Source organism: Stenotrophomonas sp. 62841_Sma, from assembly GCF_056482945.1.
Map to the genome: position 1 here is coordinate 1,775,744 of NZ_CM151224.1, position 24,251 is coordinate 1,799,994.

General features: G+C 64.9%; 19 protein-coding genes. 11 read left to right on the forward strand and 8 right to left on the reverse strand.

Going from position 1 to position 24,251, the window contains the following annotated elements; translation table 11 throughout:
- Window positions 1-50: 50 nt before the first annotated feature.
- From ACZK5G_RS08390 to ACZK5G_RS08405, 4 genes are all read left to right on the forward strand, one after another.
- Window positions 51-566 carry an RNA polymerase sigma factor gene (locus tag ACZK5G_RS08390; protein ID WP_478465993.1) on the forward strand — a complete coding sequence of 172 codons (516 nt, stop codon included), beginning with the start codon at window positions 51-53 and terminating at the stop codon, window positions 564-566.
- Complete coding sequence (locus tag ACZK5G_RS08395) at window positions 563-1,585, forward strand: FecR family protein (RefSeq protein ID WP_071229253.1); 1,023 nt, start codon at window positions 563-565, stop codon at window positions 1,583-1,585. Before ACZK5G_RS08390 ends, ACZK5G_RS08395 begins: the two co-directional genes overlap by 4 nt.
- A 141-nt stretch (window positions 1,586-1,726) precedes the next feature.
- The gene (locus ACZK5G_RS08400; protein ID WP_478465995.1) at window positions 1,727-4,660 is read left to right on the forward strand and encodes a TonB-dependent receptor; all 2,934 of its coding nucleotides are present in this window, start codon (window positions 1,727-1,729) and stop codon (window positions 4,658-4,660) included.
- A gap of 10 nt (window positions 4,661-4,670) precedes the next feature.
- Window positions 4,671-6,266: an alkaline phosphatase D family protein gene (locus ACZK5G_RS08405; RefSeq protein ID WP_478465997.1), complete on the forward strand. Its 1,596-nt coding sequence runs from the start codon at window positions 4,671-4,673 to the stop codon at window positions 6,264-6,266.
- Window positions 6,267-6,368: 102 nt separating this feature from the next.
- Here ACZK5G_RS08405 and ACZK5G_RS08410 read toward each other — a convergent pair whose 3' ends face one another.
- Both ACZK5G_RS08410 and ACZK5G_RS08415 read right to left on the reverse strand, forming a co-directional pair.
- Window positions 6,369-8,477, reverse strand: a complete 2,109-nt coding sequence (locus tag ACZK5G_RS08410; protein ID WP_478465999.1) for a phosphocholine-specific phospholipase C — start codon at window positions 8,475-8,477, stop codon at window positions 6,369-6,371.
- 8 nt (window positions 8,478-8,485) lie between these two features.
- Window positions 8,486-10,864 carry a TonB-dependent receptor gene (locus ACZK5G_RS08415; protein WP_478466000.1) on the reverse strand — a complete coding sequence of 793 codons (2,379 nt, stop codon included), beginning with the start codon at window positions 10,862-10,864 and terminating at the stop codon, window positions 8,486-8,488.
- Between the two features lie 546 nt (window positions 10,865-11,410).
- Here ACZK5G_RS08415 and ACZK5G_RS08420 point away from each other — a divergent pair.
- From ACZK5G_RS08420 to ACZK5G_RS08435, 4 genes are all read left to right on the forward strand, one after another.
- A complete protein-coding gene (locus tag ACZK5G_RS08420) occupies window positions 11,411-12,127 on the forward strand; it encodes an STY4528 family pathogenicity island replication protein (protein WP_478466002.1) in 717 nt (238 codons plus the stop codon).
- 64 nt (window positions 12,128-12,191) lie between these two features.
- Window positions 12,192-12,581: a hypothetical protein gene (locus ACZK5G_RS08425; RefSeq protein ID WP_478466003.1), complete on the forward strand. Its 390-nt coding sequence runs from the start codon at window positions 12,192-12,194 to the stop codon at window positions 12,579-12,581.
- A gap of 1,018 nt (window positions 12,582-13,599) precedes the next feature.
- Window positions 13,600-13,857, forward strand: a complete 258-nt coding sequence (locus ACZK5G_RS08430; RefSeq protein ID WP_478466005.1) for a phage integrase N-terminal domain-containing protein — start codon at window positions 13,600-13,602, stop codon at window positions 13,855-13,857.
- A 59-nt stretch (window positions 13,858-13,916) separates the two neighbouring features.
- Window positions 13,917-14,567, forward strand: coding sequence for an integrase domain-containing protein (locus tag ACZK5G_RS08435; protein WP_478466006.1), 651 nt, complete (start codon window positions 13,917-13,919; stop codon window positions 14,565-14,567).
- 71 nt (window positions 14,568-14,638) lie between these two features.
- Here the strand turns inward: ACZK5G_RS08435 and ACZK5G_RS08440 are convergent, their stop codons facing one another.
- From ACZK5G_RS08440 to ACZK5G_RS08450, 3 genes are all read right to left on the reverse strand, one after another.
- A complete protein-coding gene (locus ACZK5G_RS08440; RefSeq protein WP_478466007.1) occupies window positions 14,639-14,917 on the reverse strand; it encodes an immunity 53 family protein in 279 nt (92 codons plus the stop codon).
- Window positions 14,914-16,050: an RHS repeat-associated core domain-containing protein gene (locus ACZK5G_RS08445; protein WP_478466009.1), complete on the reverse strand. Its 1,137-nt coding sequence runs from the start codon at window positions 16,048-16,050 to the stop codon at window positions 14,914-14,916. The genes ACZK5G_RS08440 and ACZK5G_RS08445 overlap by 4 nt, the downstream gene beginning before the upstream one ends.
- 59 nt (window positions 16,051-16,109) lie before the next feature.
- A protein-coding gene (locus tag ACZK5G_RS08450; RefSeq protein WP_181859227.1) for an IS3 family transposase occupies window positions 16,110-17,212 on the reverse strand; the annotation gives its coding sequence in 2 pieces (ribosomal slippage) (window positions 16,110-16,954 and window positions 16,954-17,212; 1,104 coding nt in all).
- Window positions 17,213-17,341: 129 nt separating this feature from the next.
- On the opposite strand from ACZK5G_RS08450, the gene ACZK5G_RS08455 reads away from it, so the two are divergent.
- Window positions 17,342-18,481: an OmpA family protein gene (locus ACZK5G_RS08455; RefSeq protein WP_478466010.1), complete on the forward strand. Its 1,140-nt coding sequence runs from the start codon at window positions 17,342-17,344 to the stop codon at window positions 18,479-18,481.
- Between the two features lie 12 nt (window positions 18,482-18,493).
- Here the strand turns inward: ACZK5G_RS08455 and ACZK5G_RS08460 are convergent, their stop codons facing one another.
- Window positions 18,494-19,420 (reverse strand): c-type cytochrome, encoded by a 927-nt coding sequence (locus ACZK5G_RS08460; RefSeq protein WP_478466011.1) that lies wholly within the window; start codon window positions 19,418-19,420, stop codon window positions 18,494-18,496.
- Window positions 19,417-20,763: a c-type cytochrome gene (locus tag ACZK5G_RS08465; protein ID WP_478466013.1), complete on the reverse strand. Its 1,347-nt coding sequence runs from the start codon at window positions 20,761-20,763 to the stop codon at window positions 19,417-19,419. Before ACZK5G_RS08465 ends, ACZK5G_RS08460 begins: the two co-directional genes overlap by 4 nt.
- 185 nt (window positions 20,764-20,948) lie before the next feature.
- Between ACZK5G_RS08465 and ACZK5G_RS08470 the strand changes: the two genes are divergently transcribed.
- Entirely contained in the window at window positions 20,949-22,067 is a 1,119-nt protein-coding gene (locus tag ACZK5G_RS08470) for an alpha/beta fold hydrolase (RefSeq protein WP_478466015.1), read from the forward strand.
- 82 nt (window positions 22,068-22,149) lie between these two features.
- On the opposite strand, the gene ACZK5G_RS08475 is transcribed toward ACZK5G_RS08470, so the two are convergent.
- Window positions 22,150-23,289 (reverse strand): MFS transporter, encoded by a 1,140-nt coding sequence (locus tag ACZK5G_RS08475; RefSeq protein ID WP_121504080.1) that lies wholly within the window; start codon window positions 23,287-23,289, stop codon window positions 22,150-22,152.
- Window positions 23,290-23,473: 184 nt separating this feature from the next.
- Between ACZK5G_RS08475 and ACZK5G_RS08480 the strand changes: the two genes are divergently transcribed.
- Window positions 23,474-24,169 (forward strand): alpha/beta hydrolase, encoded by a 696-nt coding sequence (locus ACZK5G_RS08480; RefSeq protein WP_478466016.1) that lies wholly within the window; start codon window positions 23,474-23,476, stop codon window positions 24,167-24,169.
- Window positions 24,170-24,251 lie beyond the last annotated feature (82 nt).

The following is a 24,251-nucleotide window of genomic DNA, read 5'->3' on the forward strand; positions in this document are numbered from 1 at the left end:
GATGGCCGTCACCCTGCGGGGCTTTCCAGCCTTGGGGTGGTTGGCCGGCCGTGAACAGCGTGAGGATCTGGGAGAAGAGTTATGCGCTGCGGCGGCGGCTGCTGCGCGGCTTCTTCCTGCGCCGGGGTTCTGCCAGCGAAGATGCCGAAGATCTGGCGCAGGAGGTTTACCTGCGGCTGCTGCGCAGCACCGGTGAGCATGCCGACGCGGTCGAGAACCCGGAAGCCTACCTGTTCACCGTCGCGGCCAACCTGGCGCGCGAGCACGCGCGCGCGCGCTCGTCGCTGCCGCCGCTGGAAGACGTTGATCTACTGGCGGAAGTGCTGAAAAGCGAAGAAGACATCGAAGGCGAGTTCGAGCGCGCGCAGCGCTGGAACGATATCCGCAGCACCATCGCTCGGCTGCCGGCGACCACGCGGCGGGTGATGGAGCTGCACTACCGCGACGGGCTGGACTGCCCGGCAATCAGCCAGCAGCTGCAGGTGTCGGTGCACATGGTGCGCAAGCATATCGGCAAGGGGCTGGACGCCTGCAGGAAGGCGCTGGGCGCCAGGGAGCTCACATGAAACGGAATCCATCGGGTGCGGCCGACGACGTGATCGCCAGCGAGGCCATGGACTGGTTCCAGCGCAATCGCGAGGGCGTGCTGGGCGAAGCCGAGCGGGTTGCGTTGCTGGACTGGATGAAGCGCTCGCCGGAGCATGTGCGCGCCTATATGCACGCGCTCGCACTGCACCGGCAGGTTGGTGAGGCGCTGCAATCGGCATTGGCTGAAGAGGCCTCGGTGCCGCCACAGCAGGCCGCTGCCAAGGTCGTGCCGCTGTTCGGACACGCACAGGCCCCGCTGCGCAGTGCGCCGCACAGCCGTCGCACGCGTTGGTGGGTGGCGGCTGCCGCAGCCTGTATCGCCCTGCTCGGCGTGGGCCTGGTTCCGCAGCTGATGCCTACCGAGCAGCTTTACAGCGCCGGACATGGAGAAATTCGCGACCTGGTGCTGCCCGACCAGACCCAGGTGCGGCTCAACGCGGACAGCCGCCTGCGGGTGCGCATGGGCGGGTTCAGCCGCAGGGTGGAGCTGCTGCAGGGCGAGGCCACGTTCGACATCGCCCAGGACCGACGGCCGTTCGAGGTGCAGGTGAACGGATTGCAGATCCGCGATATCGGCACGGTGTTCGACGTGTCGCGACGGCTGCAGGGCACCCGCATCGGTGTGGTTTCCGGCGAGGTGGAAGTGTGGAGCCACGGTGCGGATGCGCGGCGTCTTGCACAACTGGGTAAAGGTCAGGTGGTGCAGGTCGACGCGCGCAGCCATGCGGTCGAGTCGTTGGATGTGCCGTTGTCGATGCTGCTGGACTGGCAGCAACGCAAGGTCTCTTTCCTGGACGAGCGGCTGGATGAGGTGGCCGCCGCCTTCAACCGCCACAACCAGGTGCAGGTGCGGGTGCTGGATGAAGGTGCGGCGTCGGCGCGGTTGTCCGGCAGCCTGGACGCGCATCGCATCGGTGCGCTGCAGGCCTTCCTCGAGCGCGACCCGCGCTTCGTGGTGCGGCGCGAAGGCGACACCGTGCGGGTTGGCAGTCGCTGAGGTCGACATGGCCGTGGGTTGTCAGAAAAAATTCATCAAATCCGCGTTCTCCACTTCGGTGGATGCGGGCTCTTACTTGGGAGAAGCCGCTGCCGAGTCACGCAGCGGCACCTGCTGCTTTCTCTCTTCCAAGGACCCGTGATGCGCAACACGCTTTACCTGTCGATCATCCTCGCGCTGTCTCCCTGCAGCGTGCCGCTGGCGGCTGCGGCCACTGCCGATGGCCTCGAGGCCCGCGTTTCGGCGCCGATCGCGGCGCAGCCGCTGGCGCGCGCGCTGGAGCAGTTGTCGCGCAGTTCCGGCGTGCAGTTCCTGTATTCGGGCAGTGGTGAAGTGCACATGGCCGGTGCGGTGCCGCGCGGTGCCACCGTCAAGCAGGCGCTGGACGCGCTGCTGGCAGGGACCGGCCTGGGCTACACCGTGGTGGATGGCAACGTCATCGCCATTGATCCTGCGCCGGCACACAACGAACCGAAGCCGGCCGCGCCGAAGCCGCGCGAGGCCGAAGCGGTGGTGGCGCCGACCCTGGGCACGGTGAAGGTGATTGCTGCGCATGAGGTGATCGACCAGAAGAAGACCTCGCCGGTGATCAAGGATTCGGTGGTCTACGACGAGATGGACAGCTACGGCGACGAGACCCTGGCCGAGAGCCTGATGGCCGCGCCGGGCCTGAGTGCCGTGGAGGATGCTGGTGAGCCCCGTTACGTGACGGTGCGTGGCGTGCAGGCCAACCTCAACTACACCACCATCGATGGCATCGCGATTGCCAGCGTGGGTGGCAGTGGCTCGGGTGAGCGCATGAACAACCTGCAGCTGATTCCCAGCGACATCGGCACCCGCACCGACATCTACAAGAGCTTCAGCGCGGAGCAGGCGCCGGATGCGATCGGCGGCGTGATCGACATCATCAGCCGCAGTGCCTTCGACCGGTCCGGCAAGTACGTGTTCGCCGATGTGGCCGGCATCTATTCCACGGCGGAGACCAATGTCGAGCGCAGTGCCGGTGGCAACCACGAGACCCTGGGGCATTTCGGCAAGAGCGCCAAGATGGTGTTCTCCAACCAGTTCGGTGCCGACCAGGAATTCGGCCTTGTTGCGGTAGCGCGCTATGAGCAGCGTTCGCGCAACAGCGTCAAGCGCTGGGTGGAGTCGAACTACTACTACAACGACGCCGGCAAGTACCTCACCGACGGCACCACCGGGCCGGACGAGGCCAAGGGCTGGAACGGACTGCGTGCGCCGGGCAACTTCAGCACCGGCACCTACACCAACTTCATCACCAACTTCGGTGGCTCGGCCAAGCTGGAATGGAAGCCATCGGACGATCCTTTCTACGCATCGTTGCTGCTGTACTCGTACCGGTTCTACGAGAACTCGACGATGAACAAGACCGATCTGTACGGCAACGCCAAGTTTCCGATCCGCAACCAGACCGAAGACAGTGGCACCACCCAGATCAACAGCATCTACATCAAGAACCGCCACGACCGCTGGGACCGCAGCAACCGTGGCGCCATCGCCAGCTTCAACTGGGATATCGGTGATCGCTCGCGGCTGACCCTGCGCGGTGGCCACACCGAAGAGACCTTCCACAACAACCAGGTCTACTGGGGTGTGCGCGCCTACCCAAGCAATCTGTTCGTCGACTACGAGAACGACAGCCACGGCTTCCCGAACGCAGTGGCGGTTTCCGATTCCAGCCTGCTGACCAGCTCGGCGTTCAAGCTGAACCCGGCACAGGCCTATGTCTCGCCGCGCGACGCCAAGGAGAGCATCGACAACCTGCGTGCCGACTTCAGCTACAACATCGACGCCGATGCGCGTGGCTTCGGCCTGGCCGCCGGCGCCGAATACCGCCATCTGAAGATCTGGCAGGACATCGACTTCGACTACTTCAAGAACAGTGCCACGCTCAACGATTACCTGTATCCGGGTTCGACCCTGCTGGGCAGCGTGCCGGGCTTCCCGCTGATCGACAACCGCAAGTGGAACGAGGAACTGCTGCCGAAACTGGGCAACAACAATGCGGCGTATCCAAATGCCAACTTCACCAGCGACTACAAGTACGTGGAGGACATCACCAATGCCTACGTGTCCGCACACTACGCCTGGGACCGACTGCTGCTGATCGGCGGCCTGCGCTACGACCACACCCGCTTCGATGCCTACAGCCCATTCAGCGATGATGGCGGCACTACGTATACCTCTGCCTTCCGCAATACGAGCGGTGGCTACAACAACCTGCTGCCTTCATTGAATGCGACGTTCAAGCTGAGCGAGGACCAGCGCCTGCGCTTCTCCGCCAGCCGAACGCTGGGCCGGCCGACACCCAGCAACATCGCCCAGGCCACCAGCACCAGCTGTGGTGATGACGAGGAGGGCAGGGGCTTCTGCACCATCAAGCAGGGCAACGCCAACCTGCAGCCGCGCCGTTCCACCAACATCGACCTGGCGTGGGACCTGTACTTCAATGGCAATAACGGCCTGGTCTCGATTGCGCTGTTCGACAAGGTGATCAAGGACGACATCTACACCCTGACCACCTTCGAGAACGTGGGTGACACGCGCTACCGGGTCACCCAGCCGATGAACACCGATGAGTCCAGGCTGCGCGGCGTCGAGTTCGCGGTCGCCAATCGCAACCTGCAGTGGGGCCGCCAGCGCTTCGACATGTACTTCAACGCCACGCGGCTGGAAGGCCAGACCAACTACCGCATCAGTGATGGCACCGAACGCCGCCTGGACCGCCTGCTGTACCAGCCGGACTGGTCGCTCAATGGGTCGGTGATCTGGCGCATGCCGTGGAAGAGCGCGCAGCTGCGCCTGTCCGGAACCTACCGCAGCCGGATGCTGGTCGACTTCGGCGATACCCAGTGGCTGGATTCGTACTACGACCCGTACATGACCTTCAACATGGCCTTCAGCCACAAGGTCAGCAGGCACGTGACGCTGAAGTACGAGGCCAAGAACCTGTTCAACACCCAGCCGACCTACAGCACTGGTCCGAACGGGCGCTTCCGTACCGAGATCGACGACTACGGCCGCTTCTTCTATTTCCACATCATCTACAACTGAGGGCGCAGCCGTGGATACGATCAATCGCAGGCGATTCCTGGCCCTGGCCGGCCTGTCTGCTGCCGGCGCGTGGATGGGCACGGCGCACGCGCTGTCCGCACAGACCGATGCCGCCGCGCTGAACCCGCGCAACCTGCTGGCGTCGCCGCGGTTCGCCAGCACGCCGTTCACCCTGGGCGTGGCCTCGGGTGATCCTTCGGCCGATGGCATGGTGCTGTGGACACGGCTGGCGACCGAGCCGCTGGTGTTCGGCGGTGGCATGCCGACCCGGCCGATGGTGGTCGAATGGCAGCTGGCGGCGGACGAGGGCATGCGCAAGGTGGTACGCCAGGGTTCGGCGATGGCGCATCCCGAACTCGGCCACGCTGTGCACGTGGAGCTGGGTGGGTTGGCGCCCGCACGGCCATACTGGTACCGCTTCACCGTAGGCGGCCACGCCAGTGCGGTCGGTTGCACCCGCACGCTGCCCGCAGCCACGGCCGCAGTGGATCGCGTGCGTTTTGCGGTGGCCGGTTGCCAGCACTACGAAGAAGGCCACTACACCGCGTGGCGGCGCATTGCCGAGGAACCGCTGGATTTCGTCTTCCACTACGGTGATTACATCTACGAAGGCGAAAGCCAGCCGGGTCTGCGGAAAATGAACGGCCAGCCGTTCACCAACCTGCGCAATCATGTCGGGCCGCAGACCTACACGCTGGACGACTACCGTCGCCGCTACGCCCAGTACAAGAGCGATGCCGACCTGCAGGCCGCGCATGCGTCGGCGCCGTGGTTCGTCACCTTCGATGACCACGAAGTGGACAACAACTGGGCCAGCGCCGAAGACCAGGACGATACGCCCAGCGAAGTGTTCCTGCTGCGCCGCGCACAGGCGTTCCAGGCCTACTACGAGAACATGCCACTGCGCAGATCGGCATTCCCGCGCAACGGCCACATGCAGATGTATCGGCGTGCCCGCTATGGCACGCTGATGGACCTGCACCTGCTCGACACCCGCCAGTACCGCAGCAAGCAGGTGAACATGGCGCTGCGCGGGGAGGTGGAATCGCCGGAGCGCAGCATTGTGGGTGCGAAGCAGGAGCGCTGGCTGTTCGACGGCCTGGCCGATGCCGCGCCGCGCTGGCACACCATCGCCCACCAGGTGGCACTGGGCAACTACATGCGCGAGAAGGACGGGATGGTGCAGTCGTCCGACGACCAATGGTCGGGCTATCTGGACAGCCGCCGGCGCCTGCTCGACCACATCCAGAAGGTGGGCTTCGGCAACGTGGTGACGGCGTGTGGCGACGCGCACCGGCATTACGCCAGCGACCTGGTGCAGGACCATCGTGATTCGGGCGTGGTCTCAAGTGAGTTCCTCGCCACTTCGATCACGTCCGGCTCCGACGGCCAGGGCGTGGATGCGTACGCAAGGAATCAGCTCGCGCACAGCCCTTATCTGAAGGCGACCACCGACAAGCGTGGCTATGTGCTGTGCGATGTCACCCGTGATGCCTGGATCGGCGACATGAAGACGCTGGATACCGTGATGCAGCCGAATGGCGCGCTGCAGAGCTGGAAGCGCTACGCGGTCGAGCACGGGCGCCCGGGGTTGCAGGAGGCCTGATCAGCCAGCACCACTGTAGAGTCGAGCCATGCTCGACTGCTTTTTCCGGTAAATGATCGAAAAGCAGTCGAGCATGGCTCGACTCTACAACAGCGCGACGGTTCAATCGTGCTCGAACCGCAATGGTTCGCTGCCCATCGCGGGGTCGCTGGTGCCAGGGCGACCATCCTCGGCACGCCCGGCCAGACGCAGCATGCTCTCACCCGCGCCGACCTGCAGGTCGTACCAGCCCGCGGTAGGCGCTGCATCCCACGCCAATGCGGTCTCCGCATGCGCCGGCAGCGCCAGCGTCTGTTCCGGCATGTGCCCGGCATAGGCGCCGGCATGCACGCGCAGCTGCTGTGCGGCATCGCTGAGATTGCGCAGGTGCAGCCGCAGCTGGCCGTCGGCGCGCTCGACCGACGCCTGCACAACGGGTCCTTTGGCAGCGCCCAGGAAGTGACGGTGGAAGCCATTCGGGCCCAGCAGCCAAAGGTCGTAGCGACCGTGCACATCCAGTGGCCAGCGCTCCCGCAGTGGCGTGCCCGGTACCAGTGTATAGCGGCGTGGCACCGCACCCAGCCGCAGCCGATCGTAGACATGCAGGACCGCTGCCGCACCTTCGCAGGACAACGCCAGGTCCAGGCCCGATGTGTCGATCGCAGCAATCGATGCCTGCGGCCGGTAGGGCAGGGCACGCGCCGGGCGTACGCCACGTTCCTGTTGCGCCGGCTCCAGCCCCTCCGGCAACGCCGGCACGGTGCGTCCCGGCAGGGCGGCGGCACGTGCGGCCGCCGCGCTCACGTCGGGCAGGCCGCGTATGAACGGACGGGTATCGCGCTGGGCGAAGTCGAAGGCGTTGCTCAGGTCTCCGCAGACCGCACGGCGCCAGGGTGAGATATCCGGTGCGGCCACGCCGAAGCGGCGTTCGATCAGCCGTATGACCGAGGTGTGGTCGTACACCTGCGAATCGACCCAGCCACCGCGGCTCCAGGGCGAGATCACGCACAGCGGCACGCGCGGACCCAGCCCATAGGGGCGGCCGCGCAGCTCGGCGTCGTCGTACTTCTCGTCGCCCGGTGCCGGATGGCGGTGGTACTCGCCTTCGGTACTGACCGAAGACGTACCCGCCCAGCCACCGTCTATCGGTGAAGGCGGTGCCGGTGGCGGCATGTGGTCGAAGAAGCCGTCGTTCTCGTCGAACATCAGCAGCAGGGCGGTGCGGCTCCACACCTCCGGATCGGCGGTCAGTGCATCCAGCACGCGTGCGGTATAGGCCGCGCCCTGGGCCGGGCTGGAGGGGCCGGGATGCTCGCTGCCGGCCGCGTCGGCGATGATGAAGCTGACCTGCGGCAGACGCCCATCGACCACGTCCTGGCGCAGCTGCGCCAGGCCACGCGTGCTGACCCCGCGTGCTCGCAGCTGCGGGTCATGCCCCGGCGCAGCGCGGTAGGCCTGGCGGAAAGCCTCGAAGCCGGCCAGCGGGTTATCGGTGAAGTTGTCGGCCATGTCCTGGTAGATCTGCCAGGAGACGCCCGCCTTCTGCAGGCGTTCGACATAGCTGGTCCAGCGATACGACGCCGGATGCCCGCCGTGCTCGGGGAAGTTGTCGTGCGAGTTGGCGATCACCGGGCCGCCAGCACGCGCGTGTGCATCATTGTGACCGGTCCACAGGAACACCCGGTTCGGGTTAGTTCCGGCCTGCATCGCGCAGTGGTAGGCGTCGCAGATGGTGAAGGCATCGGCCAGTGCGAACTGGAAGGGCAGGTCGCTGCGCTGGAAGTAGCCCATCGAGTGGTTCTGCTTGGCCTTCGGCCATTGCCCCATGCGGCCGTGGTCCCAGGCGCGCTGTGCGTCCGGCCAGGTGTGTGGTGTGCCCTCCACCCGCATGTAGCCGAAGTGCGCGGCGGTATCCAGCGGGAACGGTGCGATCGCGCGCGTGCCGCTGGCATCGGGTTGCAGCCACAGGCTGCGCGTGCGGCCGCCGGCCTGCAGCGCAGCGGCCGGGGCCACGAAGCGGTCGCCGAAGCCACGTACGCCCGGCAGCGTGCCGAAGTAGTGGTCGAACGAGCGGTTTTCCTGCATGAACACCACGATGTGCTGCAGGTCTTCGAGGCTGCGCGTCTGCGCGGCGGGGGCGATCGCTGCGGCCCGGGCGATGCTGGGCAGCAGCGGGGAAAGGCCGGCGGCAACGCCGGCCTGCAACAACCGGCGTCGGCCGATATCAGTCACGGGCTCACTCACAGGTCCACACGGAAGGAGATGCCGACAGTGCGCGGGGCGCCGATGAAGGCGTTGTCGCGGCCGTCCACCCCTGCAAGATACCCCTTGTCGGTGAGGTTGCTCACCACCAGGTTGGCACCCATGCCCTTCAGGCGTGGCGACAGGCCCTGCAGGTCGAAGCCGATATTGGCGTTGAACACGGTGGCCGAGGGCAGCTTGTTGACGTTGGCGGCATCGAGGTAGCGCGTGCCGAGGTAGCGACCGGACAGGCCGAAGTTCCAGTTTTCGCCCTGCCAGTCGGCCGACAGCACCAGGGTCTGTTCGGGCTGGCCGATCACCTTGGCACCGTCGACGATGCCCAGCTGGGTATCACGTGCGGCATCGCCACTGCCCAGGTACTTGGAGCGGTTGTAGGTATAGGCGGCGTTGAGGCGCCAGCCATTGTCCCAGCCGTAGCCGAACGCCGCCTCCAGGCCGTTGCTTTCCACGCCACCGAAGTTCTCGTAGACACCGTCGGTCTCGCCCAGGTAGTCGATGCCGCTGACGAAACCGGCCGGCAGATAGACGATGCGGTTGTCGAACTTGATGTTGTACAGGGTGACCGACGCGGTCAGCGGCCAGCGGCTGATGCGCATGCCGACTTCGATGTTGTCGGCGGTCTCCGGCTCGACGTTGCGGAAGCGCTGCGGGTCGGTCTCGCCGAGCACGCCGGAGGGAATGGCGGCGAAGTTCTGCGAGAAGCCAGCGAACAGCTCCATGCCTTCCACACCGGGTGCCCAGGTGAAGCCGGTGGACAGCAGCGGATCGGACTTGGAATCGGATTTGACGTGCTCGCTGGCACCGATCACGCGGCGGCGCGACTGGTCGACGAAGAACTGCTTCACGCCCAGGCGTGCGCTGAACGGCCCGAAGCGGGCCACGTCCTCGACGTAGTACATCTGCTCGTCAACCTTGTACTTGTCCTCGAACTGCACCCAGTACGGCTGATGGTCGAAGGCGATGTCCTGGCCGACGTTGAGCAGGCGATGCCAGTCGCGGCGCGCCGAGCGGTCCAGCTTTTCCACCCACAGGCCGCCGCGGATCGTGTTGTCGACGGCACCGAAGGTCTGCCGCCATTCGACGTCGGCGGTCACGCCCATGCGGTCGTTGTCGTAGTGGGTGTGGCGGTAGGACTGCGCGCCCAGCACGTTGCCCGCGTAGCAGTTCGGATCGTACTCGGCGGTGAAGCCCAGCCGTGGGGTGCAGCTGGCCAGGCGCTGCGCGGCGCTGCCATCGGGATTGACGAAGAAAATCTGGCCGCGGTTACTGCCGCCGTACACGGTCTTTCCACCGATGTACTCTGACTCCGGGCGACCGGCACCATCATCGCTGACCTGCGCCAGGTAGGGGGGCAGCCAGTCGCCACGACCTTCCATGCGGTGCCCGTAAGCCGCCACCGAGGCCTTGAAGCCGTTGCCGCCGTCGAAGGCCGCGCGCAGGTAGCCGAAGGTGTTCTCGCGCAGCGCACGCGAGCCGGAACGGTAGTTCTGGTCCAGGTACGGAATGCCGGTGAGGGTGCCGACCAGGTTGTCGCGGTCCGGATTGGTGGCGAAGCCCTTCGGCGAGACGCTGGTGTACTCCGGCTCGTCGGCATCGTTGTAGGACAGGTAGCCGGTCAGCGTCCAGCGATCCAGCTCGGTGATGAACTTGCCGGCGATGTGGTCGTTGCTGGTCTTGCCGCTGCCATCGATCCAGTCGTGCACACGTGCGGAAGAAGCGCTGACCCAGGCGCGGGTATGGCCGCCGAGCAGGCCGGTGTCGTAGCGCACGTAGTACTTGCGCGCCTCGTTGTCACCGGCACCGACCACGAAACGCAGGCGGCTGTCCTGCAGCGGATCGCTGGTGAGGAAGTTGAGCGTGCCACCCAGCGCCTCGTTCGAGCGCGAGGAGATGTCGGCAGTGCCCTGGCTGACTTCCACTGTTTCCAGGTCCAGGGTATCGATGTAGCGGTTGGCCAGCGAACCGCCACCGTAGCCCGAGCCGCCATTGGGCAGGCCGTCGATGGTGGTCCCGATCTGCTGGGTGTCACGGTTGGTGACGAAGCCGCGCATGCTGATCTGCGTGCCCCACACCGACGAACCGGTGGCATCGGCCTCGCTGACCACCACGCCGGGCACTTCGTTGAGCGCGTCGTTGACGCTGCTCATCACCGTCTGCCGGTTCAGTGTTTCCGCGCGCACCGAAGTCTTCGCGTAGCTGGTGGCCTGACCAATCACCTGTACCTGGTCGAGGGTACGCGCATCGCTGCTGCGCGCTTCGCCCGTATCGCCCTGCGGTGCTTCTGCGAGGGCGTCCAGGGCGGGGGCGATCAGCAGGGCCAGCAGCGAGACACGGGGAAAACGCGCAATCATTCGCATCGAAACCGGACCTTCAGAGGGAGGAAACCCCGGAGTGTCGGCAGCGCCAATGACATCGGCATGACGTGGCAGCGCAGGAACGATGGCACTGTGGGGGCGGTCACGGCCTTCGGGTATGCTCGGCGCTTCAATGGACCTGAGGTGGTGACGATGCAGAAACTGGAGAAAGCCGTCTAACCACTTGATTCTAAAGCATTTATTTTTAGGTTCTTTAGACGCTTGGACATAAACTTGGACATACTTTGAAGTCCAGCCTTCCATATGCTGCTGTGGATACCAATGGAAGACCCGCGATCAGGCGGCTCTAGGGATCTGTGGATAAGTCCCTCGCTGCCAACGCCGTTCAAGGCGCGCCAATGACGCGCAATGTCGCATCGTTGATGCCAAACTCTCCCGATTCTACTGCCGAACGGTGCCTACTTCACCCCAATTTTTCCCGATCAATCCGGTTGTAGTGCAGGCCGTATTGTTCGATGAAGTGTGTGCACCCCATGCGATGAGATGCGAGGGAACAGGCCGTTGTGGCCCATACCCCGGAGATCAATCATGGCAGACAATCAAAGCAATTCTTTCCCGCAGGCGCATGCAGCGCTATTCACCGTACCAACCGCGTTGATGCTTGATATCCGCCTCACACCGTTGGAGCGCAACGCATGGCAGGTTCTGCGCATGTTGCATGCCGCCGATGGTCGCAGTGCATTGGCAAACCTGGCGCAACTTCGCCGCTATCTCACAGCTACGCCGCTGGGGCAGCGTGCCGGGTACGAAACCGCCTGGCGGGCACTTATCGTGCTGCGGTTGACCGGGTGGATTAGCCTCGTTGGACAGCACCGCGATCCGCTGTCTGGACATGTCCTCAGCGAGCTGTATCACGCCCACGAAACCGCGCTGACGTTCCAACAGGCATGCGACCTCGACGCAAGTCTTCCGCAACTTCTGCAAGACTCCATCGGCCACGAAAACAACCAGGTGGATCGCGTTGCCGTTCACATCCGTGATGGGCTTAAAGCCACTGCCGTGGCGACCACTAGCGCGGCTCAGGAATACGATGACGATGAAGACCCGCCGTCATCCCCACCGTCAATGCAAGCGCAGTCCACGCTCCCCGATGGTTCGCCTTCGACTGATTCTGCCAGCGAGCCGAGCGTTCCGCAGCAGAACGATCAAACGCGGCAGACAATGCAGCGGCACTCCTCTACGTATACGTATAAAGAAACTAAGTATAAAAAAATATGTACGTACCGCGTGCGCGCGCGTGTGTGAGCCTGCGGCTCCCTTGCCGTTGCCGCCGTGCCTCGAACGCGCCGCAGCGGATCAACGCAGGGACATGCAAACCGCTTTGCGCCGCTTGCCCCGGCAGGTGTGCCAGGAAGTCTTGCAAGAGCTGGAGGCGCGTCATCGGGGCGGCGGCGTGCGCAACGTGGTGGCCTACCTGTTTGCGCTCATTCGTCGTGTAGGCCAGGGTGAGTTCCGGCTCTGGGCTGGCAAGAGGCTGGTCGAGCAAGTGCAGCAGGTCGCGCAGCACGTCGCCAGCCCAGAGGCCAAGGTCTTGCCGGATGCACCGCAAAGCGTGGTGCCGGCGTTCAGGCCCGCAGCGCCGGAGGTTGTGCGCTCGCACCTGGAGTCAATCCGCTCGATGTTGCACATGCCGGTGAAAGTGGGTGATCTGGCGGCCGAGCTGATGCAGAGCGGCCAATGGAAGCCGAGTCCCGCCTAGCGCCGGGCCAGCCTTCGCGGCCTGCGGCCTTGACCAAGAGGCGCTGCCTCTTGGAACTCCGTTCTCGCCGAAGGGCAAGGGTGCAGGGGGAAAAGCTCCCTGCACCCCGCCGCAAGGCTGGGGTCGCTGCGTGGCCGTCAATGGTGCGCTGCGCCGGGTGCTCACCCGTTCGGTGCTCGCCTTCGGCTGCGCTCCGCTGCGGCCTGCGCGCCCGCCATTGACCCCCACTACGCTCGCCCCAGGCAAGCCGCTGCACAAACGGAGCTGCCCGCGCTGGGTGTGCAAGGGGGACCCCCTTGCGCGCCCAGGGTGGGTAGCCGACAAGCCCCGCGGGGGCGCGTCAGCCGACATGCATACGGCTGGCCCAGTCCCCTATGCGCGAATGCTGCCGCAGCGCCTTTGGCCTTTTGCACGGTCCCCCAGCGACGCGAAGGGGCCGTCACTGCTTCGGCAGTGACGGCCCCACGGAACCCGCACGAAATATGGGCATGGGCATGTTCCTATTGTTTGCGGCATGCGTGACGATGCCCAAATACACTGACCCTGCACTACGCCAAGACCGATGGGCTTCGTACATCGGCAACCCCAACGACGCGGGTTCCCGCAAGCGTCTCCCTACCCAGGGTGGAACCACCCCCAGGCGTGCTCAGGCTCCCCCGCATGCCGCCCCTACCCACGGGGTAGAGCCACTGTTCTCCGCTTGTCCTCATCCCCTTCTTGCGCCCACGGCGCGCTACTCCCTGGCCATGTATCGAGCGCAACGCTCGGGACAGCCCCAGCTATCCCACTCACACTCAAAGGAGGTTTTCATCACCGCTACTGGCTTGTTTGGTCTTTCGCTGTACCTCCGTCCTGTCTCTCTCCAGGGAGCAAGGCGGACGCCTCATCTTCGAGGCAAACCGGTGTTCTGAGCACCATGCCCTTGTCCTTCGGGAGCCTCGCCCTGGCGAGCCGGCAACTTCACTTACCGATTCAATCTCAGAAAAGCAGGGCAGGACACGAAACCAATGGGGGCTGTATGGACGATCTGACCTACGGGTTGCGGCAGCTTTGCCGACGCAATCGGGATGGCAGTCATGCGACCCAGGCTGACCGACTACGCGGATTGACGCTGGTTGCGCAGCAACTCAGCGAGGCGGGCTTTCGGCGGATGGGTACTGGCTCGATCAAGGGCAAGCATGTGGAGGCGCTGGTGGAGCGCTGGCAGTCCGAAGGACTGTCCACAGGACGCTCAAGAACCGCCTGGCGCATCTGCGCTGGTGGGCTGAGAAGGTAGGTAAGGCCGGAGTCATTCCAGCAGACAACACCTGCCTGGGTATCCCTGAGCGGCAGCATGTGACCAATGCCGACAAATCAAAGGCGCTGGGTGATGCTCTGGACAGGGTTGGTGATACCCATGTGCGGATGAGCCTGCAATTGCAGCAAGCCTTCGGGTTGCGCCGGGAAGAGTCCATCAAGTTCCAGCCCGGTTATGCCGACCGGGGCGACCATATCGCGCTTAAAGGCAGCTGGACCAAGGGCGGACGCGAGCGCAGCGTGCCGATCACCACCGCCGAGCAGAGGCGGGTTCTCGACCTAGCGCATCAGTTGGCGGGGGCGGGATCGTTGATCCCAGCACACAAGAGCTATATCCAGCAGCGCCACACCTATGACGGGCAGTGCAAGGCGGCTGGCCTGAGCAACATGCATGGCCTGCGGCATCGGTACGCGCAAGATCGCTATGAGGTGCTGACGGGGTGGAAGGCTCCGGCCGCTGGCGGGCCACCGGCGCGTTCGCTCACACCCGCGCAACGGGACACCGATGCACAGGCTCGCCAGGAAATCAGTCGCGAACTGGGGCACGAGCGGACGCAGATTACGGCGGTTTACTTGGGGCGAAAAGGCGGCTTGTTAAGGGGCGGTGCATGTGTTGGTGATCGGACTGCCTCGGTTTCTATGCACCTTGAGCAGCAGGTCCAGGGGTTCGTGACGATATGCCACAACTGACCGAGACGGGGCGCATCTCACCATCAGCCCGATTCACAGCCGACTACACTAACTATCAGCCAACGCTAGTCTTATTTTCGAAGCCAATTAGCAGCTCGACGTATGAGTTCCTCTAAATTCTCTGGCCCACCATATCCAATGAATTTGGTTGACTCGGCGTTGATTCGCACCCAATTATCGTCGCTCCGATCAATTTTCTCTTCAACTACGTCTCTCTCTGAGGCCCCTGTTATTGTTATCCGCCATCCTGGGTTGTCGATGTTGACGATCTCAATTCCGTAGGAATGTTCCCAGACACCGTCGCATTGTGATGCGTACCATTTCTGAAGTTCTACGAATAAATCACTCATTTGCAAAGTCCCCTGCGTCTTGCCAACTCTCGTGCGACACGTACATCCTGCTTTGTTGCTGCTGTCGTAACCTCTGTCTTCTTAGACGTTGTCACTTGTCCGTTTGGCCCGACATTAACCGTACGTGATTGCACGTGAGGAGTAGGGATATCTGTTCCCGTGGCTTTGTCAAAATGCGTCGCACCCTGCAAATCTATATGTCCCTGTGTGGCGGGAGTAGAGAAAGAAGCCGAATTCTTGTTGATTTGCTGTGATAGCTCTTGTGCCATTTGGGTAGCGTCTTTTGGACCTTGGATAGTGTGGTCATTGCAATTTGGCAAGCATTTCGCACACTGTTTTGCCAGCCCCAATGGATCAACCCATGTTGCAGGGTTTGGTACATATTGGAAGATGTTCAACCCACCAGTAAACCCTGTTGGGTCCTTGCTGACGAAACGCCCCACTTCCGGATCGTAGTACCGATAGCGGTTGTAGTGCAGCCCCGTCTCGTGGTCATGGTACTGCCCCTGGAAACGAATCGGGTTAACGATTGGTGCCTTGCCCGATGCCTTGCGCAGCGCTTCTTTCACCACCCCCCAAGCCCGGTATTCGGCGGCCCAGGCAATATCGCCCCGCTCGTCCGTCAGTTCCTGCGGCGTGCCCAGGTGGTCGGTTTGGTACCAGGCCAGGCTGTCGATGGTCGGCGCCGGCGGTGGTGGGAACCACAGCGGGTCTTCGTCCTGTCGGTAGTAGTCACCGTATTCTGGTTGATCGAGCAGCGCGATGGCTTCCTCACGCACCGCCTGCGCTACCGGCACGAAGCTGCCCGGCTCGTAGACGTAGTGCGTGGTGCGCGCACCCAGGCCGTCTTCGTCGGCAATCTTGCTCTCCCAGGCCAAGTTGTCACCATCCCAGCCGAAGAGCGTGAAGCCGCACAGCAGCTCGCGGTTGCGCTTGACGCGCTCGGCGCGGTTCCAGAGCGGACCCGCCTCTCTTCTTTCCTCGTAATGCGCTTGGCTGTGCTTGGACAGCCGACGGCCCAGGGCGTCGTAGGTGTAGTCGACCGCCAGGCGCTCGTCCTCGTAGTGGGTGAGCCGGTCGAACAGGTCCCAGGTGTAGCGGCTCTCCTTACCATTGTGCCAGCGCTGGGTCATGTTGCCGCGGGCGTCGTACTGGTAGTGTGACCTGCTCGGTTTAATCGAGACAGTTTTAACTAGAAGACAGCGGGTTGCAGGTTGTGACGGGGTTGCTGCTTGAACTCCGTCGGAGTCAAGTATTGCAGGCTGCTATGGGGTCGCACCTCGTTGTAGTGAACGCGCCAGGCTTCGATCAGCACGGCGGCCTCGCGGCGCGAGCGGAACCACTCGATGGACAGGCATTCGTCGCGCAACTTGCCGTTGAAGCTTTCGTCTGTGCCGTTCTGCCACGGCTTGCCGGGGTCGTTGAGCACGGTGGCGATGCCCGAGTGGGCGATCCACTCCAGAATGGCGTGGCTGACGAACTCCGGCCCGTTGTCCGAACGCATGAACAGCGGCGCGCCGTGCAGGCTCACCAGCCGCGACAGCACTTCGATCACGCGCCTGGAGCGAATGGCCCCGGCCACGTCGATGGCAAGGCACTCTCGGGTGTATTCGTCCACGACGGTCAGGCACTTGATCTGTTGACCACTGGCCGTGGTGTCGAAGACGAAGTCATAGGCCCAGACCATGTTGGCCTTGAAGGGCGTATGAATGCGCGGGCGTACCGAGGCGATGCGCTTGCGTGGACGCTTTCGGGGCACCAGCAGTCCCGCCCGGCGCCACAAGCGATGCGTACGCGACCAACTCAGCTCGAAGCCCTTGCGGCGCAAGAAGATGCGGATGCGGCGGTAGCCGTATCTTGGGTACTGCGCCGAGAGCTCCCGCATCGCAGCGAGCACCGGCGCATCCCTGGCCGGCAGGCGCAACTGATAGCTCGGCGTGGCCCGGGACATTCCGATCAGCCCGCAGGCGCGGCGCAGACTCAGGCCCCGTGCACGCACGAAGTCCAGTTGCTCGCGCCGCGCCAGCGGGCTCACCATTTTTTTGCGTTGATCTCCTTGAGGATCTCAATGTCAAGATCGCGCTCGGCCAGCAGCTTCTTCAAACGGCTGTTCTCAAGCTCCAAGGCCTTGAGGCGTTTGACATCGGCTGCTTGCATCTGCCCGAAGTGCTTGCGCCAAGCGTAGATCGTGGCGTCGCTGACCTTGTGTTTCTTGGCGGCCTCCGCCACCGTCGTGCGATCTGCCTCGCGCAGGATCGTCACCATTTGCTCTTCTGAGAATCGACTCTTCTTCATGGGCTCATCTTCCGATTGGAGCCATCTTCCTAGATATCAATGTCTCGGAGAAACCGGGCAGGTCACTTCCCGTTCCGGATGGGCGAGGGTGTGCATTGGGCGGAAGGTCCGAGCTGGTCGGCACGCATCGTGACCGACAGTGAGGCGGCCCCCGACAAGGCGTTCTCCGCGCTGGAAGTGCAGCGCAACTTCGACGGCGTGATCACCGCCGCCGGCGGCCGCAAGGTCTTTGAAGGCAAGCTGCTGCGCGACATCTACTACGGCCCGCAACTGGAAGGCGAGATCGGGGGTGGCTTCATCGATGCGGTGAACGGTGAACAGGACGCACCCACCACCGTCTACGTGCTGCGCCAGGTCAACCGCACCGTGTGGGTGCAGCTGGCAGTGGACAGCAACGGCGCCGGTCTGGTGGTCGTGGATGACGTGCCGTTCAAGGCCACCGCGCAGTGGTCGGACCGTTTCCCGCACCTGTCCCTGCCGGCCGGCTATCGCGAGCGCAACACGCCCGAGCAGCGTGATTTCGATGCCTTCCCGTTCTGGACCGGAGATCACTTCGAACCGGTCGAGGGCCGCACCTTCGCTGCCGATTTCGACAAGGGCGAGCGCGAATACTCGATGCATGAAGTCCGTCGCAACCTTGAGGCGATGATGGCCCAGGTCAACGGCACCGAGGTGTTCGAGGGGCGCATCCCGCACGAGGCGGCCGAGGGCGTGTCGAAGCAGGTGCAGTCGTCCTACGGCAACGCGGCCAGCTACAGCTGGGACAACTATGACACCGTGGTCTATCGCGTCGATCTGGCTGACGGCCGCCAGGTGTGGGTGCATGCTCGCCTCGAATACCTCAGCGCAGGCTGGGTCGTGGTCGAGCGCAAGGGTTTCACCCAGACCGCGGCGCTGCTGCCGGCCGATGCGTTGAAGAAGAAGCTGGACAGCGACGGCCGCGTGGCGATCCAGGTCAACTTCGCCACCGACAAGGCGCAGATCCTGCCGACGTCCGAACCGCAACTGGCGCAGGTGCTGGACCTGCTGCGTGCCGACCCGTCGCTGAAACTGTCGATTGAAGGCCACACCGACAACAGTGGCGCGGCCGCGCACAACCGCAGCTTGTCCGAGGATCGTGCGCGGTCGGTGGTGGCGGCGTTGACCGCCAAGGGGGGCAACGCCGACCGCCTGCAGGCGGCCGGCTTCGGCGCCGACAGGCCGGTGGCCGACAATGGCAGCGAGCAAGGCAAGGCGCGCAATCGCCGGGTCGAGCTGGTCAAGCGCTGAACCACGCCCTCCTCAGTACCGCGCGTCCTTGGGTTTCGGGTCGCGCGGCCAGTCCTTGGCCTTGTTGGCGAAGTCCGGCCGCGGCTGGTTGATGAAGTAGCTGGCGATGTCCACCGCATCCTGGTCGGGCATCACCTGCTGCCCCAGTGGCGGCTCGCGGGTCACCGCCGGCGGCATGTTGTGCTTGACGAAACCGGCCGCCTTGTACAGGCGCGCCATGCCGGCGCCGATGTTGAAGCTGTGGTCGCCCCACAGCGGCGGGAAGGCGATATCACCACTGGCGTCGCGCCTGCCTTCGCCGTTGTCGCCATGGCAGGCGGCACACTGCACGGCGTACAGCGCCTGGCCACGGATCGGGTCCGGGGTCAGCGTGCTGTCGATGGGGCCCTCGCTGGGGGCGGCCACCTTTGCACCGTCTGGCACGGGACTGCTCAGCCACGCCATGTAGTCGAGCATCGCGCGCATCTGCGGTGAGTCCTTCGGTAGCGGCTTGCCGTTCATTGAGCGCTGCAGGCAGCCATTGATGCGCTCGGTCAGCCCGATCACCTTGCCCGGGCGCGGCATGTAACGCGGATAGGCGCCGCCGCCGGTGTTGAAATAGTGGTTGCCGAACGGTCGCTTGCCCTCGGCCATGTGGCACGAATTGCAGTTCAGATCGTTGCCGACGTTGTCCGGCAGCAGCCGTGCGGTCTCGTTGAGGAGGCGGCGGCCAAGCATCACCGATTCGGCATTGCCAAGCCCGGCGATCTCTTCGGCGCTGGGTGCGTGGTAGTGGCCGACCACCTTGCCCTGCGCATCGAGGATATCCATCGTGCTGGCTACGGCAGCATCCAGGTCCGGGTACAGATGGCGATAGGCGAGGGTGCCGGCGCCGGCCAGCAGCACGAGGGTGACCACGCTGCCGACCAGCAGGCGGGAGCGTTTGCGCGAACGTTTCATCGTGCGGCCTCCTGCGGAACGTAGTGCACCGGCTTGTCACGCACCACCCGGCGCATGCGCGCCACGTCGACCTCGCTCACCGCGCTGGCCTGGTTGCCCCAGCTGCTGCGGATGAAGGTCAGGATCTGTGCCAGCTGCGCATTCGGCAGCTGCTCGAAGCCGGGCATGGTGAAGGCCATGCGATCGTGCGGGGTATGCGGCGTGCGGCCGCCGATCAGGGTCACCTGCACCAGCGAGCTGGGGTCATCGGCGAACACGATCGAGTTGCCGGCCAGGGCCGGGTAGACCCGTGGCATGCCGCGGCCGTCGGCGCGATGGCAGGCCTGGCAATGCTCGGCATAGGCCAGCGAGCCGGCCACGCGATAGTCGCCACTGCGCAGTGCGGCGGTGGTGGTGTCGGTACCCGGCGACCACTGCGCACTGCGGCCCTCGCGTGCCGGCAGCTGTTTCAGGTAGCGGGCCATCGCCAGCAGGTCGGCGTCGGACAGGTACTGGGTGCTGTGCTCGACCACGTCGGCCATGCCGCCGAAGGCCGCGGAGCGATCGGTGCGTCCGGTGCGCAGGAAGTCGACGATCTCGCCCTCGTTCCAGCTGGCCAGACCGGTTGATTCATTGCGCAGGTTCTTCGCATACCAGCCTTCCAGCACCGAGCCGGACAGGAACTGGCGGCTGCCATCATCGGCCATCGCCTTTTCCTGGAACGCCAGGCCGCGTGGCGTGTGGCAGGCGCCGCAGTGGGCCAGGCCTTCCACCAGTTCGGCGCCGCGCTGCTGGCTGGCATCCAGCGACGGATCCGGGTTGAACGTACGCGGGCGTGCGAACAGCAGCTGCCACCAGGCCAGTGGCCAGCGCATGTTGGCCGGCCACGGGATCGTGCTGTCGGCGTTGCCCTGCTTCACCGGCTGCACCGAGCCCATGAAGTAGGCGTACAGCGCCTTGATCTCGGCATCGCTGGCGATCACGTATGAGGCATACGGCATTGCCGGATACAACGGCTGCCCATCGTGACGGATGCCGCGACGGACCGCGCGCTCGAAGTCGGCGTAGTCGTAGGCGCCAATGCCGGTGTCCGGATCGGGCGTGATGTTGGTCGAGTAGATCGTGCCCATCGGCGTCTGCATGCCGAGGCCACCGGCGAACGGCTTGCCGCCCGGCGCAGTGTGGCAGGCGGCGCAGTCGGCGGCGCGCGACAGGTACTGTCCCTGCGCGATCAGCGTCGGATCGTGGATGTCGACCTGCGCCGTCTGTCGCGGTGCGAACCAGTAGGGCGTGGTGCGGGCGATGCCGTAGGCGGCGGCAAACGTGGCGGCCAGGGCAATGGCGAGCTTGAGCGAGGTGCGCATGGCGGCACTGTGGGCAATCCCGCGCGCGCGTTCATTGATCCGGATCAATGACTGAACGGATACAGCTTGTACACCAAGCTGAATCGTTCCTGCGTTGTCATCAAGCCGTCATCCGCGCGCGATAGATGACCGGTCTATCGGGGCGTTAACGTCCCAGCCTGTCTGATTCACCCCAATGACGTGATATGAAGCGCCTGCTGCTGTTGTTGCTGGCGTGCGTCGGCCTGTGGCTGGCTGCATGCTCCTCCTCGATCAATGCCTCGTCCACCTCGCTCGCCGACAGGCTGATCGCGCCAGGTGGCGTATCGACCCTGCTCGATCGCCCGCGTATTGCCGCGGCCATCGCCGAACTGCCCAACCGCCATGGCTTCGCGCCGGGCCGCGATGGCGTGCCGATCTTCTGGCGTGTGTTCGATCCCGGCGACTACGGCGCGCGTTATCACTACCTGCCGCAGCGCCACGAGAACGGCCTGCCGCTGGATACCGGCCTGAGCCTGGCAGTACCGCAACCGTTCCGCGCGCAGGCCCCGCGCGGCACCGTGGTGCTGCTGCACGGTTGGATGATGAACGGCGATTCGATGCTGCCGTGGTCGCTGCAGCTGGCCGAATCCGGCTATCGCGTGATCACGCTGGACCTGCGCAACCATGGACAGTCCGGTGCAGGCCCGTCCGGATACGGCACCTATGAATCCGACGATGTGGTCGATGTAATCGGTGAGCTGCGCGCGCGTGGTGAAGTAACCGGCCCGCTGTACCTGTTCGGCGTGTCCTATGGCGCCGCCACAGCGGTATTCACCGCCGACAAGCTCGGTGACCAGGTGGAAGGCGTGGTGGCGATGGAATCGTTCGCCAATGCCGGTGTGGCGATCCGCACGATGATTCCGCACCTGATGGGACTGCAGCCGGAAGGCCTGAAGGCGCAGGCGGTGGCGTCGTACGCGCGCTGGCGCTACGGCGGCCAGGACATCAACCAGGTGATCGCCGCCGCCAGCCGCCGCATCGACGTCGATCTGGACCGCGTGGATGTAGCGCGCGCGCTGGCCGATACCCGCGCCTGCGTACTGCTGCTGCACGGCCAGGGCGACCAGCACATTCCGGTCAGCCAGGGCCGCGAACTGGCGCAGGCCAATCCGCGCGCGCACTACATCGAGATGCGCGGCGAGGACCACATCACCCTGCCGCTGCGGCTGGACCTGCTGGCCGGAGTGGTCGATGACTGGATGGCGCGCGACGAGCACCATCCGCAGAGTGCCTGCCCGGCGCCCCAGCTGCCGGCCCAGGCCGAGTGGCTGACACGCAGCTGAGAAAAGGGGACGGAGGGGATTAAGTCGTTTCTCGCACAGCTGGGCCAGAAACGACTTAATCCCCTCCGTCCCCTTTTTTCTGTCAGGCCACCCGTCTTGCCAGCGAGCGCGCAGACGCCGCGACGCCCAGCAGCAGCGCGGCCACGCAGAGGAAGGCGAAGCCGAGGCTGGTAGCGTGTGCGAGTGCGCCGATCGCTGCCGGTCCGGCGAGGATGCCGGCGTAGCCCAGCGTGGTGACCGCGGTGATGGCGATGCTCTCCGGCATCACCCGCTGTTGGCCCGCCATCGAGAACAGCGCCGGCACGATGTTGGCGCAGCCCAGCCCGACCAGTACGTAGCCGGCCAGCGCCACCGGGAACGATGGCACCAGCGTCGCCAGGGTGAAACCCGCAGCAGCGGTGATGCCGCCGAAGACCAGGGTGCGGGTCCGGCCGAGGCGCTCGACGATGCCGTCGCCGAACAGGCGCATCGCGGTCATCGCCAGGGTGAACAGTGCGAAGCCGGCACCGGCCTGGTCACGTGGCACCTGCCGCACTTCGGCGAGGAACACCGCGCTCCAGTCCAGCATCGAGCCCTCGGCGAGGAACACCACGAAGGCCAGCACGCCGATGAACAGCACCACGCCATGCGGCAGTGCCAGCAGGGGGCCTTCATGCAGGATCCGTTGTGGGCGCCAGTGCGGTGCCGACAGCACTGCCACCAGCAGCAGAGCGGCCACCGAAACCAACGCGGCCAGCCACAGCGGCGTACCCAGGATCAGCATGCCGGTCATGCAGCCGGCACCGACGAAGCCGCCGATGCTGTAGAAGGCATGGAATCCGGACATCATCGCGCGCCCGGCGTCGCGCTCGACCGCGACCGCCTGCATGTTCATCGCACAATCCAGTGCACCGACGCCGGCGCCGAACACGAACAGGGCCGCGCCCAGCGCTACCGGAGAGGGCGCCAGCACCAGCAAGGGCAGGGCGCACAGCATCGTCGCGCAGGTGATCACCATCACCCGGCGGCATCCCAGCCGCCCGGTCAGCGCACCTGCCAGTGGCATCGCCAGCAGTGAGCCGAGCCCGAGGCACAGCAGCACCGCGCCGAGGCTGGCGTCGGACAGTCCGGCCTTGGCCTTGGCGTAGGGCACCATCGGCGCCCATGCGGCGGTGGCGAATCCAGGGATGAAGAAGGCGGCACGGGTGGCGTGCTGTTGGGCACGTGGGGATGAAGGCGTCATGCGCGGTGCGAAGCTCCAGGGGGTGTTCATGAAAACGTTTTCAGGACGGCTCGGCAAGTGCCATGCGTGATATCGGGCGACGCATACGATTGCAGTGACCCAATCGCGTCACTGGCGATTAACGTCGCCCACGGACAGTGGCTGCACGGTCGGCATTCCGCCGCCCGCTGCCGGAGACCTGTACATGAGCACGACACCGACCATCCTCCTCGTCCACGGCTTCTGGGGCGGGGCCGCACACTGGGCCAAGGTGATCCTGGAACTGCATCGCAACGGCCATGACCGTGTGCAGGCGGTGGAGTTGCCGCTCACGTCGTTGGCTGATGATGCAGGACGCACCCGGAAAATGATCCGGCAGATCGACGGGCCGGTGCTGCTGGTCGGCCACTCCTATGGCGGCGCGGTGATCAGCCAGGTCGGCAACGAGGACAACGTGAAGGGCCTGGTCTACATCGCCGCTTTCGCGCCTGATGCCGGCGAGAGCCCCGGTGGCATCACCCAGCAGCACCTGCCGGAGGCGGCGCCGAACCTTGCGCCGGACAGCGATGGCTACCTGTGGCTGCGTGCGGACAAGTTCCATGAGAGCTTCTGCCAGGATCTGAGCGAAGACGAGGGCTGGGTGATGGCGGTGACCCAGAAGGCACCGCTGGCCAGCACCTTCGGTGATGCGGTGAGCGACCCGGCGTGGAAGCACAGGCCGAGCTGGTACCAGCTGTCCCGCCACGACCGCATGATCGCGCCGGAGAACCAGAGGGCCATGGCCACGCGCATGCAGCCCAAACGACTGCTGGAGCTGGATGCCAGCCATGCCTCGCTGGCCTCGCAGCCGAAGGAGGTGACCGCGCTGATCCTGGAGGCCTGCGCCGCCATCGGCGGCTGAGCCTGCGGCAGCGCGCCGCACCACAGCACATCGCACGACAGCCGGGGCGCAGGGGAGTACACTCCTGCGCCTGCGGCCATCT